This window comes from Sphingomonas sp. FG14 (assembly GCF_057809675.1).
In genome coordinates this window covers 75,952-89,468 of record NZ_JBMDKK010000014.1, presented here as the reverse complement: position 1 = coordinate 89,468, position 13,517 = coordinate 75,952, and the positions used below count along the sequence as shown (strand labels likewise).

Sequence of the window (13,517 nt, the reverse complement as noted above, 5' to 3'; positions counted from 1 at the left end):
TTCTCCGTTGCAAGGCTGGTGGATGAAAGCTGGTGCGATCAGCGGGGCTCGCCGTGGTTCTTCGACCGCGATGTGCGGCCGATGCCGGGGTTGAACAGGTTCGCGGGGTCGAGCGAGCGGTAGAAGCGCGCGAGCTCGGGCGCGGCGTCATACGCATGGCCGACATTGTGCTCGGCCGGGTAGCGCGCGCCGCGCGCATCGAGCCCCGCCAGCATCGCCGCCTTGATCGCGGCGGGATCCGCGCCCTTCGCCAGCACATAGTCCTGATGCAGGACGTGGCACAGGAAGTGGCCATAATAGATGCGATGCACGATCTGGCGCTCGATATCGGGGGGCAATGTCTCGAACCATTGATCGTCGTTGCGCCGCAGCGCGATATCGAGCGAGAGGACTCCCGCGACCCGCTTTGCATTGACCGCCTGATAGCGGATCGCGGCGCCGGCGATCACGAACCGGTGCAGAAACGCCTTCGCGCTTTCATCGGGCGTGCATTCGAAACTGTCGCCATCGGCCGTGGCGGCCCAGTCGCCGAGCAGCGCGCGCATCTCCGGTACCGCCTCCGCCGACACTTTGAGCAGCAGGTGATGCTCGAAGCGGTCGCGCCAGGCGCGCAGCCGAGCGGGCAGGTGATCCCGCATGAGTGTTCCGGCGGCATGCAGCAGGCGGTCGGCCAGATTGGCGGGTAGCCACCCGTCGATCCGGTTCTTGATCGCGAAGAACCCTGGCAGCCGATCGGTGCCGACCCGTTCGATGAGCAGGAACTGATCCTTGCCATAGATATCCGCGAGGTCGAACGCCTCGCGGTGCAGATACTCGGCTGCGATCGGCAGCATTGTGCAATCGCTCAGGATGCGGCGGCGCAATTCGCACAGCGCGGCTGGATCGTTGCAGCCGATATAGAAGGTGCGCGTGTCGGTCTCGGCCTCGAATGTGTCGAGGCGCACGGCGAAGATGGCGAGCTTGCCCGCCGATCCAGAGGCTTCGTGCAGGCATCGCGGATCGGCATTGTGCCGGGCCGGGGTCGCGGCCTCGATGTCGCGAACACGCGCCGCATAGCCCGTGTCGCTCGCGGATCGGCCGTCCACCCGAACGGTCGCCGGGTCGAACGCACCTGTCTCCAGCCGTTCGAGCATCGTCACGGCATCGTCTCCGAGATCGATGCCGAGGTGGTTGACGAGTTCGATCCCGCCATTCCCGGTCGAGCGCGCGAACAGCGCATATTCGGTGAAGGCGGTGCCGCGCCGCACCAGCGACCCGCCCGAATTGTTGCAGACGCCGCCGACCACCGAAGCGCCGAAACAGGACGATCCGATCGTCGAGTGCGGCTCCCGTCCGAGCGGATGCAGCGCCCGCTCGAGTTCGTGCAGCGTCGCGCCCGGCAGGCACACGACTTGCCGCCCATCATCGATTGGAACGATGCCCTTGAGGCGACGTGTGCTGATGATGACCGCGGGCCGGTCATAACCGCCGGGCGCCGGGGTGGAGCCGCCGGTGAGGCCGGTATTCGCCGCCTGCATGATGATCGCGACGTCGGATCGGGCGCACAGCTCAAGGCAGCGCCACAGCTCGACCAGCGAGCCTGGCCTGACCACCGCCAGCGCGTCGCCGACGCCGGCGCGAAATCCGGTGCGATAGAAACGGGTCGCGGCGGCGCGGGTCAGCAAATGCCCGCGCCCGACGATGCCGGACAGCGCGTCGGCGAGGGCGTTCGCCTGTCCATTGCTGGTCGCCATCATCCTCTCTCTTCCACTTGTGTGTCATATATAGAATGATATTCTACTAATGGAATATAAAAGATGGGGGATGGATAATGGCGGAGCTTCGATCGGCGCGGGCGATGCTGGTGATATGCGCGATGCTCGGGACGGCGGCGGGAGCACAGACCGTCGGCTCCGACGGTACCGTGCATGTGCCCGCGATCTCGATTCCCGAATCGGCGCTGCTGAGCGCGGAGACACGGGCTCAGCTCGATCGCCAACGCAATCCGCCGCCGGCGTCCATGCCCGGCGGGGCACCACGCACCTGCCCGTCGATGGCCGGTGCGCCGCCGGCCCGGATACCCGAAATTCGCGCCTGCGAGGCGGAGGCCTTTTATGAATCGCCGGCCTATGCCCGATTGAAGGCGCTGTACGATGTCGTGATCGACCAGCGGTCGATCGGCGGTGTTCCGGTCGAGACTTTCACGCCAGGCAACGGCGTCACCACGAAGAACCGCAAGCGCGTGCTGATCAATCTGCACGGCGGCGCTTTCCTTGGTGGAGCGCGGACCCTGAGCAGGGTCGAATCGATGCCGATCGCCGCGTTGGGCCGGATCAAGGTCATCAGCATCGACTATCGTCAGGGGCCGGATTTCACCTTCCCCGCCGCCAGCATGGACGTCGTCGCGGTCTACCGCGAACTGCTCAAGGAATATTCGCCGGGCGACATCGGAATCTATGGGTGTTCGGCTGGCGGGCTGCTGACCGCGCAAAGTGTGGCGCGGTTGATCGAGGAGCGGCTGCCGCTGCCGGCGGCGATCGGCATGTTGTGCGAGGGTGGAGTGTACTGGACGGAGGGAGACTCTTCGCGGTTCGTCCATGACACCTCGCAACACACCATCGCGACCAACCCTTATTTCAAGGGGGCGAGCGCTAGCGATCCAATGGCCTTTCCTGCGCGCTCCGATGCATTGCTGGCCAGGTTCCCTCCGAGCTTGCTGGTATCGAGTACCCGTGATTTCGCGCTGAGCTCGACCGTCTACACGCATTCCCGCCTTGTCGCGCGGAAGGTCGAGGCCGAGCTGCACATATGGGAAGGTCTTTCGCATGCCTTCCATATGGATCCGGACCTTCCGGAGTCCAAAGAGGTCTACTCGGTCGTCGTGCGCTTTTTCGACCGAAGGCTGGGGAAGCGGATGTGACGCGGGTCTGCGGTTCGCTCATCCGGCGACGGTCTCCGCGATCCTGAAAGCCGGCCGTCCACCTCGCCCCTCGCCCCCGTTCAGAGCGGCTGCGCATAGTCCCGCAGCGCCTGTTCCGTCGGCGTGCATCCGGCCCCCGGTGTTTCCGGAAGCGCATAGGCGCCGCCCGTGACCAGAATGGGCTCGACGAAGCAATCGCGTATCCAGGGGATATATTCGAGCATCGTCGTGGCCGGGTGCCAGAACGAAAGATGGACATGGACCTGCCCCATGTCGCCGACATGCGCGACCACGGGCCGACGACGGCCATGCGCGGCATCCGCGACGCGGATATATTCGGTGATGCCGCCAAGGCGCGTCACATCCGGCTGAACATAATGGACCGCGTCCATGTCCAGAAATGTCTGGAAAGCGTCCGCCGTATAAAGCTGTTCGCCAAGTGCGATCGGCACCGACGCGGATGCCGCGAGTTCGGCGTGCGCGTGTACGTCATCGTACCACATCGGTTCCTCGATCCAGACTATGTCGAGGCCGTCGGCGCGCCCGCAAAACCGTTTGCTGGTTGGCAGGTCCCATTTGCCGTTGGCATCGACCGCGATGGCGACGGTGTCGCCCAGCCGCGCGCGCACCGCTTCGATGCGCCCGATGTCGATCATCGGATCGGCGTGCCCCACTTTGAGTTTGATATGCTTGAAGCCGCCTTCCTCCACCGCCTGGGCGCAACCGCTCACGAGTTTGTCCCTGGCGAAAGAGAGCCAGCCGACATCGGTATTATAGGCCTCCAGCCGCTCGCTCGTCGCACCGCCCAGCATCTTCCACAGCGGCATCCCGGCCCGTTTCGCGCGGAGATCCCACAGGGCGATATCGAGCGCCGCAAGCGCCAGATGAACGATACCCGCGCGTCCGACCCATTGGATCGGCGGATAGCGCGCGAGCTTCAGCCAGAGCCGCTCGCCATCGATCGCGTCTTCGCCTTCGAGCAGTGGCGCATAACAGTCGCGGATACAGGCTGCGATCAGCCGGTCCGAAGCCAGGTGCGCATGCGTGCCGGTGAAACCATATCCCGTCAGCCCGTCGCTGGTGGTGATACGTGCGCCCACAATACCCCAATGCGAAATGCTGTTGGTCGAATCCGAGATCGCGCCGCGCGCGATCGGTGCGTGGAGAATGAACGGCTCAACGGACTGAATTCGCATGGCATCCCCTTCCGGTCGCCGCCGGGATCTGGTGGCGAGAGCGGCAACACCCCTTGGCGCGCGGCCCGCGGTGTTTCATTATTGACACATCGTATCATCAGTGACACTTCACGGCAAGGCCGGCCACCCGACGCGGCGCGCGCTCGATGGCGACCGATCCGGCGCCGGCGGGATGGCGTTTGAGACCAGGCGCGGGGCGGTTCGGCATGTTTGGAGAGGGGCAAGGTCGATGATGAATCGTAAGGAATTCCTGCGCGGCGGCCTGTCCGCGATTTCCGCCGCAAGCCTGCCTGTCTCCGCCCGAACGGTATCCGCCGCAAGTGAGGCTGTGTCCGGCGCGCAAGGTCCGGTCTCGATAACCGGGTTCAATCCTACCATCCGGCTTTATCCGGTGAAGGCGTTGGGCCGGCTCGGCGAAATTCGCTTCGCGACGGCGGAGATCGGCACGATGATGCCTTTTCTGGGGCCCGGGGAGATCACCTGGACCGTGACCGTTCCCGAGGCCGGCCGCTACGACATCGCCTTGTGCTGCTCCACGACCAGGGCAGGATTGCCGGTGAAGATCAAGGCTGGCAGGACCGAGGTGGATTTCGCGGTGCCGGTGACGGAGGGCTATTTCCATCCGCATCCCGAAGGGCCGGCCGAGGACCCCGGCGATCCCAGCGGCGAGAGTTTCTTCCGGCTGAAGGAATTCTACAATTTCGCGCGGGTGCCCGTCCCGACCGGATTTGATCTGGTGCGTGGCGTGAACGTCGTCCGTCTGCGCGTGATGGGTGAGAAGGCCGGGAAGGGGCGGGAGGTTCTCCGCCTGCGCTCGGTTGAGGTGACGCCGGTCGGCGCGCGCGCGGCGATCGAGGCGGACAAGAGCCGCGCCCGATCCAGGCGTGCGAATACCGATTGGTTCGCGCGTGCGGGTTATGGCGTGTGGTTCCACTTCCTCGATCTCACCATGCCGCCCAGCGGACCGCGCATTCCCTATGAGGAGGCCGTCAACCGGCTTGATGTGGAAAAGCTGGTCGGCATGGTGGCCGAAACCGGCGCCAGGTACATGATCTGGACGGTCAACCACGGTAATCCGACCTGCCCGGCGCCGATCAAGGCCTGGGAAAACCTGCATCCCGGCTGGACGACAAAACGTGATCTCATCCGTGAGTTCGCCGATGCGCTGGGCAGGCGCGGCATTCGCCTGATGCTCTACATGAACCCGCCGGGCGTGGGCGGGATGGCGCTCAATCCGGGTACAGTGAACGGAATCCCCGCCTATAATGAAGAGGATTACGCAAACCATCTGATCGACGTCTTCCGTGAGTTCGGCGCGCGATATGGCAGCCGTGTCGCGGGATATTGGTTCGATTCCACCTTCGAAGCGACGGAATGTTTTCCGAACCTGCCGTTCGAGGCGATCAATGACGCGGTCAAGACCGGCTATCCCGATCGTCTGGTCGCCTGGAATAACTGGGTGTTCCCGCACGAGACCGAGTGGCAGGACTATTTCGCGGGAGAACTGACCGACCTGCCGGTGAAATCATATGGCGGCCGTTATATCGCGAGCGGTGTGGCCAAGGGGCTGCAGGGGCATGTCGCGCTGCGCTTCGATGCGGACTGGCTGCACATCAAGCAGGACACGCCCATGCCGGTACCACGCTTCAAGGCGAAGGAACTCGCCGACTTCATCATCGCCAGCCAGGCCGAGCAGGTGCCGGTGACGCTGGGCGTCGGCATCTTCCAGGACGGCAGCCTCGGCCCGCAGGCGATGCCGGTGTTGCGGGAGGTGAAACGTCTTGTCCGCGACCATGGCCGACCGGCGACGAAGGCGCGCGCTCTCTGAACTTCCCTTCAGCGCTTGCGACAATGGGTTCGGTCACGTGGAGATCGTGGCGCCGCCCGCAAGAAAGCGTGAACCGAGGCAAATTTGGGGAGTGATTTGATTCGTCGCAACCGCGCATCGCCTGCACGCGGTGACGCCGGATGTCGCCAGCGAATATTGGACTGAATCTGTCTTGCCAGAACGCACCGTCTCCAATGTCGCGCTCGAGCGGCAGCTCCTCGACGTTGCGCGACGACAAAGGGAAACGGACGTACATCAGCACCGCCAGCCGGATCACCTCGGGAGAAGAGTTGAAACCGTGAAATGGACTGGGCGTCTTCGCGTTGGATTTGCGTGCCATCCGGCCGCCGGAGCAGCCGCAGGTGCGCTGTGCCACGCCGATCTGACGATGCCGTTCCCCAATCTGATGTGGCCAGGCGTTTGAAATGACCAGTGTGGCGCGGGATTCTGCGCCTATCCGACGCCCTGATCCGAGCGAACCCGCCATCGCGAAAGCGTGTCCCGATCGTCCCTTGCCGGCGAAGTGGCGGAAGCACCGTGCCCACAGGTCGTCGCGCGTGAGCGCTGATCCATATTGACAGCCGCCCCTTGCAGTGTAACGGTACCAAAAGAAAAATATGGTACCACTTTGGGGGTGTGATGGCGGAGTTAGAGGCGACCGCGTTGGCTTCGGATTGCGTGGCGTCCGGAGCAAAGGTCGAGCGCTCGTTGTGAAGGGTATTGCGCAATTGTCACCGGATGCGAGCGCACTTGATCGATTGCATGACGGGCCGTCATTTGGCGAGCTGACCGTCCGTGCCATCCGCCGCTATGCACAACGTCCAGCGATCTGGTACCGGAATGAAGTGATCAGCTACGCCGATATGGGCGTTCGGGTCAGCCAATTCGTCCAGGCCCTGTCGGCCAGGGGCGTCAGGCCGGACATGGGTGTGTGCGTGCTCATGTCGAACCGCCCGGAAACCATCTATCTGCGCCTTGCCGTGCAATTGCTCGGCGCACGCTTCACCCCGCTCAACCCGCTGGGAAGCAGCGCCGACAATCAGTTCATCACCGGCGATTCACAGGCGGCCTTTCTGATCGTGGAGGATCGTTTCGCCGGCGAAGCCGCCGGCATCGTGGCGGCCGGCGGAGTCAGTTGCACGCTGTCGGTCGGACCCGTCGATGAGATGGCGGATCTGCTCGACCTGGCCGACGCATATCCGGCCGAGGCGCTTGCCTGTCGCGCAGATCCGGCGGGCATCGCCGGGCTCACCTATACCGGCGGCACGACCGGGCGGCCCAAGGGCATCATCCATACGCACCGGACGCTCGTCGCCAATGTGCTGATGTGCCTCGCCGAATGGGATTGGCCGCCCGCGCCCAGGATCCTGCTGTCGACACCGCTGGCGCATGCGGCCGGCCTCCTCACGACGCCGGTGTTCGTCAAGGGCGGCTGCGTGTTCCTGACCGACGGGTTCGATGCCGGCGCCTTCATCGATCTGGTCGAACGCCAGCGAATCTCGACCGCCTTTCTCGTGCCGACGATGGTCTATGCGCTCACCACCCATCCGCGCATCCGCGATGCCGATCTGTCGAGCCTCAAGCTGATCATTTACGGGGCCGCGCCGATCAGCCCTTCGCTGCTTTCCGAAGCGATGGAGATTTTCGGGCCGATCTTCCTTCAGCTCTATGCGCAGTCGGAAGCGCCGATGACGGTGACGACGCTTTCGCGCGCCGATCACGATCCGGACAGGCCGGGGCAATTGCTGTCGTGCGGTTTTCCGATGGTCGGCGTGCAGGTGAAGCTGCTCGACGATGCCGGCGCGGCGGTGCCGCTTGGCGAGATCGGCGAGATCTGCGTGCGCGGGCCGCTGGTGATGGACGGTTATTGGGGGCGGCCGCAGGAAACCGCCGCCGCGCTTCGCGACGGATGGCTGCGGACGGGCGATCTCGCGCGCGAGGACGAGCGCGGCTATCTCTATATCGTCGATCGCAAGAAGGACATGATCATCACCGGCGGGTTCAACGTCTATCCCAAGGAGGTCGAGGACGTTCTCGCCAGCCATCCCGATGTCGCGCAGGCGGCGGTGTTCGGCATTCCCGACGCCAAATGGGGAGAGGCCGTGAAGGCGGCGATCGTGCCATGGCCGGGCCGCACGCCCGATGTCACGGAGATCATCGCCTTCGTGCGCCGGAGCAAGGGCGCGGTCGGCACGCCGAAATCGATCGATATCCTCGATGCGATGCCGCAGACCGCGCTCGGCAAGCCGGACAAGCAGGCGCTGCGCGCGCCATATTGGCAGGATGCGCGCCGCAATGTCGGCTAGCCGTGCCGTCTATGTCGTCGGCGTCCATGCGACCGCGGTGGGGCGCTTCGCCGATCGCAGCCTCAAGTCGCTGACGCGCGAAGCGGTCGAGGGCGCGATCGCCGATGCCGGGCTGGAACAGAGCCGCGAAATCGGAAGCGCGTGGTTCGCCAATTGTGGCATGTGGGTCGAAGGGCAGGGCAGCATCCGTGGCCAGGTGATGCTGACGCCGCTGATCCGAGAGGGCTTGCTCGCCGAACGCCTGCCGGTCTTCAACATCGAGGGCGGCTGTGCGAGCGCGGCGATGGCGCTGCAGGGCGCGCGCAAGGATATCGCCGCCGGCGACGTCGAACTCGCGCTCGCGGTCGCGGCCGAGCGCACCTTCTATCCCGACGCGCCCGAACGCACGGCGGCGTTGTTCAATGGCGGCATCGATCAGTTCGATCCCCATGAATGGCACGATTATTATGCGCGTGCCGGCGAAGTGGCGGGCAAGCGGTTCGAAACGGGTGCGGACCGCACGGTGTTCATGGACACCTATGCGATGCAGGCGGCGCACCATATGGCGCGCTATGGCACGACGATCGAGCAGATCGCGGCGGTCGCCGCCAAGAACCACAGCATCGCGGTCGATAATCCCAAGGCGCAATACCGCTTTCCCATGACGGTGGAGCAGGTGATCGCGGATCGCCCGGTGAGTTATCCGCTCACCCGCGCGATGTGCGCGCCATTGGGGGACGGCGCGGCGGCCGCGATCCTGTGCTCGCAGGCCTGGCTCGATCGGGCGCCGGCGGCTGTGCAGGCGCGGGCGGTGCGGATCGCCGGCACCGCGCTCACCAGCGGCAAATATCGCGGCCTCGACGAGCCGAGCCTCAGTCATGTCGCCGCGCAGCGCGCCTATGCCATGGCGGGGATCGGGCCAGCCCGGATCGACCTCGCCGAAGTCCATGACGCGACGGCGTTCAGCGAGATCTACCAGAGCGAGATGCTCGGCTTCTGCGCGCCGGGCGAGGGTGGGGCGCTGGCCCAAAGCGGCGCGAGCGCGCTGGGCGGCAGCCTGCCGATCAATCTGTCCGGCGGCCTCGAATCCAAGGGGCATCCGGTCGGCGCGACGGGGCTGATGATGATCGAGGAACTGGTCCGCCAGTTGCGCGGAGAAGCGGGCGCGCGTCAGGCCCCGCGACACAGCATCGCCCTGGCCGAGACCGGCGGCGGCGTCGTCGGTTTCGACGAGGGCGCCTGCGCGGTCACGATCCTCGAGCGCTGATCAATTGAGCTGGAGCCCGCCATCGACGTTGAGCGTCTGGCCGGTGACATAGGCGCTGGCCGGTCCGGCAAGGAACAGCGCCGCGCGCGCGATGTCGTCGGCGGTGGCCATGCGTTCGAGCGGAATGCCGTCGGCCATGGTCCGGCTGAGTTCCGCGACAGGCTTGCCCGTCGCCTCGGAGCGCCGGCGCATGACGTCGTCCCACATCGCGGTTTCGACGCGGCCGGGCGCGATCGCGTTGGCGCGGATGCCCGATGCCGCGAATGCGAGCGCCGCCGACTGGGTGAGGCTGATCACCGCCGCCTTGCTCGCCGCATAGAGGACCGAACTGACATTGCCCTTGCGACCGGCGACCGAGGCGATGTTGACGATGCTCGCGCCGCGCGACAGATGCGGAAGCACTGCCTGCGTCATCAGCGTCAGGCCAAGCACGTTGACGTCGAAGATGCGGCGATAATCCGCCTCGTCGATCTCGCCCCAGCCCTGCAGGCCGTAAACTCCCGCGCTGTTGACCAACACGTCGATGTGCCGGTCGTGCCTGGTGATCATGACGAGCGCCGCGGCAATGGCGGCGGGATCGGTGACGTCCACCGTCAGGCTCCGCGTGTCCGATGCCGCCGCCCGGTCCAGTCGCCAGACGCTGGCGCCATGGTTCGCCAGCAGCGCCGCCGTTGCGGCGCCGATGCCGCTCGCCGCGCCGGTGACCACCGCGACCTTGCTGTTCATCTCGTTCATTCGTCATATCCTTCCAGCAATTCGGCGATGTCCTGTTCCAGCCGCTCGTCCTCGCGCGTCCGGCGCGCGGCATAACGCCGCGCGTCGTCGGCGTGCTTGAATGTGAACTCTTCGACCCAGCCGCCGTCCGTCATCCGCTTGAGCGACCAAAGCGAAGCGCCGTCACGGCGACGGGCGCGTTCGAGCTGCCGCATGCGTTCCTGGAATTTGGCCTGTCGCGCCGCGTGCGGCCGGTAGGTGTGTCGTTGCACGAGCATGGCGTTCGACGCTGGGGCGGGGGACAGGTCGACCGCATCGTTCGAGACGATCGGGAGCCAGCGGCCGAGCGCCAATGTCGCGAGCATGGATGTTCCCGAAAGGACAAGGGCGCTGGCCAGCCCGAACTGGTCGGCGAGCACGCCCCAGATCAGGCTGCCGGATGCGAGGCCAAGGAACAGCGCGGCCTGGAGCAGGGCAATGGCGCGCGCGGCGACCCAGCGCGCGGCATGGACCTGGATCGCGACGTTGAGGCCGCTCAGGCCCGCCACCCAGGCGCCGCCGGCGAGCGCCATCGCCAGCATCGCGGGGGCGGGGGATTGGGCCAGGCCGAGCAGGATCGTGGCGAGCGCATAGAGCAAGGTGCAGGCGGACAGGAATGTCGCGCGCCGCCAGTGCACGAACCGCGCACGCACCAGCGCGCCGGCGAAGGCGCCGAGCCCGAACATGGCGACCAGCGTGCCCAGCATCGCCGCGCCGCCGCTCAGCCGCTGATGCGCGACCAGTGGCGCGAGCGCCCAGATGCTGGCGCCTGAAAAGGTGAAAAAACAGGCCCGCAGGATCAATGCCGTCAGGCTCGGGCGCCAGCGGACATAGCGGATTCCGGCATGGATGGCGGTGGTCAGCGGTTCGCGTTGCATCGGTGTGGCGATGGTCGGCCGCCATGCCCATAACGCCGCGATCAGCGGAACGACGGCGGCGGCGCTCGTCGCGAGCGCCACCAGCGGCCCGGCCAGCGCGATGAGCCAGCCGCCCGTCGCCGGCCCGAGGCTGCGCGCGAGATTGAAGCCGACGGCATTGAGCAGCACCGCGGGCTCGAGCAGGCGGTCGTCGCCCGTCTGGTCGCGGATCGACGCATGCCATGCCGGATTGGCGAGCGCGAAACCGGCGCCGCTGGCAAAGACGCAGCCGAGCAGCGCCGCCGGGCCGATCCGCCCGCTGGCCGCCAGCGCGAGGAGCGTGACGCCCGCGCACAGTACAAGTGCCTGTGCGGCCAGCATGACGCGGCGGGGCGTGAACAGGTCGGCCAGCGCACCGCCGGGCAATGAGAGCAGGACAAGCGGCAGCGATGCGCATGTCTGGACGGCGGCCACCAGCGTCGGGTCGCCGGCCGTCATCTCGGTCATCAGCCACGCGGCGGTCACCGCCTGCGCCATGGCGCCGATATTGGCGAGCAGGTTCGCGGACCATAATCGGCGGAAGCGCGCAATCATGAGCGGCGCGATCGCCGAAGCCGTACTCATCCCGTCCCCTCAAGCGCGACGCGGCCATCGCTTGAAGGTACTATAACATATAAAATGGTACCGGAGTCAATCGCGCCTGGCGAAGTCCGCTTCCGTCCGGGGGAACAGGCCGTTCTGGATGAGGCGCGTGAGTTCGTCCCATGCGTCGGCGAGCGAGATGCCGACTTCCTGCAGGAATGTCGGGTCGCGCATCCGGCGAAACGAGATCATGATCACCTCGGCGACCAGGTGCGGGTGATAGCCCGTGAAATAGCCTTCGCGCACGCCTTCCTCGATCATGGCGCGGATGCCGTCGGCGCGTCGCCGCTGATGTTCGCTGAAGATCTGCGAGGCCGCGGGATCCTTTTCGATGTCCATGAGCAGCCGGTCGCCCATCTCGACCAATGCGTTGGTGCCCACTTCCAGGAACGCCCAGGTCCGCGCGATCGGTGACGAATGAAGCGCTGCCGCGTCCCAGCCGGCCTGGCGGATTTTCGCGAAGCGTCGTTTGAGTACCAGTTCGATCAGTGCCTGCTTGCTCGCGGCGAGTTCGTAGAGCGAGCGTTTGGAGCATTGCAGCTTGGCGGCCATGTCCGACACATTGAGATGACGAAATCCTTCGCGTCGAAACACTTGCTCGAGCTTGTCGAGCCGGCGTTCAGCCGCCGACGCCTTGCGATCCGAAGTTGCGCCGTTCGTCACCGCCATCGCGTCCCCTGCCCCGTCCGGTTATCCATTGGGTGAACGGGTACCCGCAATTTCCCATGCTGTCATCTGCTCGTGTCGATCGGAGCGGCGTGTCTGCTTGACAGTGGCGCCGCACTCGCGCATTGGTACCAGATATTAATAATGGTACCAGTTTGTGGAGGGTGAGATGAGCAGGTCGGGCAAATATACGGTGGCCGGCTTCATGCAGGATGCCAAGCGTATCCTGGAGACCGAACTGCCGCTGGCCGAGAAACAGGCCGAGATCGCCGATCGCATGTCGCTGCTCTCGCAGCGCGACGACCTCACGCGCTTCGCGATTCCGATCGGTCCTGCCGATGGGTCCACCCAGAATTTCCTGCTGGGCTTCGAACCGCCCTTCACCTTGCTGGGCCTTTCCCAGTTCGATCCGCATTACCTCTCGCCCGTACACGAGCATGGCGATTTCTGGGTGATTGCATGTGGCTGGCGCGGGGTCGATCGCTGGGACATGTACGAGCGCAAGGACGATGGTTCGATCGCCGGCTATGCCGATCTCGAGCTTGTCGACCAGATCTTCCTGCCGCGTGGACGGACGACATGGATGCCGCCGCCGCCGCGCTCGATCCATTCGCACAACAACGAAACCGGCGCGCTCAATTGCGAGCTGATCTTCACCGCTGCGGAGCCGATGAAGGTGGAGGATCGGCTCTATTACGACGTGGAGGAAAAAACCTGCTGGCCGAGCCTGTTTCCGCCGGCGACGATCTTCCCCGGCACGCGCTGGCCGCCTGATCTGCCCGGCCATCACCTTCACGCGACAGAGGCCCGCGGTCATGGCCGCGAGGGTGCGGCAAGGCTTGAGCCCACCGATGCGCCGGGGCCGCTCGGCCGGGCGCTCGCTTCGGCGCGCGCCGGGGTCGATGCACTGTTCGGGCGTTCGGACTGCCCGAGCTGCAATCTGATCGATTCGATCGCCCGCCTGGCGCCCGCGCGCGGCTGACTTTTCAGAAACGCACAATCGGCGCTTGACAATGTCGCTTGTCGATATACGGTACCAACAATAGAAAACTGTTACCGATATACAATCGGATCGACGGAATAGCCCTATACAAAAGGGGTATTCGACGGGAAATCCTTGGGGA

10 protein-coding genes are annotated in these 13,517 nt (G+C 65.5%); 5 read left to right on the top strand and 5 right to left on the bottom strand.

What is annotated here, in order from left to right:
* Positions 1-38 precede the first annotated feature (38 nt).
* On the bottom strand, positions 39-1,733 hold the full coding sequence (gene dld / locus ACODTA_RS24060; protein WP_489069409.1) for a D-lactate dehydrogenase: 1,695 nt from the start codon (positions 1,731-1,733) through the stop codon (positions 39-41).
* A gap of 383 nt (positions 1,734-2,116) precedes the next feature.
* On the opposite strand from dld, the gene ACODTA_RS24055 reads away from it, so the two are divergent.
* The gene (locus ACODTA_RS24055; protein WP_489069407.1) at positions 2,117-2,899 is read left to right on the top strand and encodes an alpha/beta hydrolase; all 783 of its coding nucleotides are present in this window, start codon (positions 2,117-2,119) and stop codon (positions 2,897-2,899) included.
* A gap of 80 nt (positions 2,900-2,979) precedes the next feature.
* Here the strand turns inward: ACODTA_RS24055 and ACODTA_RS24050 are convergent, their stop codons facing one another.
* On the bottom strand, positions 2,980-4,095 hold the full coding sequence (locus tag ACODTA_RS24050) for a mandelate racemase/muconate lactonizing enzyme family protein (RefSeq protein ID WP_489069405.1): 1,116 nt from the start codon (positions 4,093-4,095) through the stop codon (positions 2,980-2,982).
* Positions 4,096-4,324: 229 nt separating this feature from the next.
* On the opposite strand from ACODTA_RS24050, the gene ACODTA_RS24045 reads away from it, so the two are divergent.
* The 3 genes from ACODTA_RS24045 (at position 4,325) to ACODTA_RS24035 (ending at position 9,475) form a co-directional block, all read left to right on the top strand.
* Positions 4,325-5,923, top strand: a complete 1,599-nt coding sequence (locus ACODTA_RS24045) for an alpha-L-fucosidase (RefSeq protein WP_489069403.1) — start codon at positions 4,325-4,327, stop codon at positions 5,921-5,923.
* 710 nt (positions 5,924-6,633) lie between these two features.
* Positions 6,634-8,229 (top strand): AMP-binding protein, encoded by a 1,596-nt coding sequence (locus ACODTA_RS24040; protein WP_489069401.1) that lies wholly within the window; start codon positions 6,634-6,636, stop codon positions 8,227-8,229.
* Positions 8,219-9,475: a thiolase family protein gene (locus ACODTA_RS24035; RefSeq protein WP_489069399.1), complete on the top strand. Its 1,257-nt coding sequence runs from the start codon at positions 8,219-8,221 to the stop codon at positions 9,473-9,475. Before ACODTA_RS24040 ends, ACODTA_RS24035 begins: the two co-directional genes overlap by 11 nt.
* Here ACODTA_RS24035 and ACODTA_RS24030 read toward each other — a convergent pair whose 3' ends face one another.
* The 3 genes from ACODTA_RS24030 to ACODTA_RS24020 form a co-directional block, all read right to left on the bottom strand.
* Positions 9,476-10,210: an SDR family NAD(P)-dependent oxidoreductase gene (locus tag ACODTA_RS24030; protein WP_489069397.1), complete on the bottom strand. Its 735-nt coding sequence runs from the start codon at positions 10,208-10,210 to the stop codon at positions 9,476-9,478.
* A complete protein-coding gene (locus ACODTA_RS24025; protein WP_489069395.1) occupies positions 10,207-11,709 on the bottom strand; it encodes an MFS transporter in 1,503 nt (500 codons plus the stop codon). The genes ACODTA_RS24030 and ACODTA_RS24025 overlap by 4 nt, the downstream gene beginning before the upstream one ends.
* A 66-nt stretch (positions 11,710-11,775) precedes the next feature.
* Positions 11,776-12,396: a TetR/AcrR family transcriptional regulator gene (locus tag ACODTA_RS24020; protein ID WP_489069393.1), complete on the bottom strand. Its 621-nt coding sequence runs from the start codon at positions 12,394-12,396 to the stop codon at positions 11,776-11,778.
* Between the two features lie 166 nt (positions 12,397-12,562).
* Here ACODTA_RS24020 and ACODTA_RS24015 point away from each other — a divergent pair, with 166 nt between their 5' ends.
* A complete protein-coding gene (locus ACODTA_RS24015) occupies positions 12,563-13,375 on the top strand; it encodes a hypothetical protein (protein ID WP_489069391.1) in 813 nt (270 codons plus the stop codon).
* Positions 13,376-13,517: the final 142 nt, after the last annotated feature.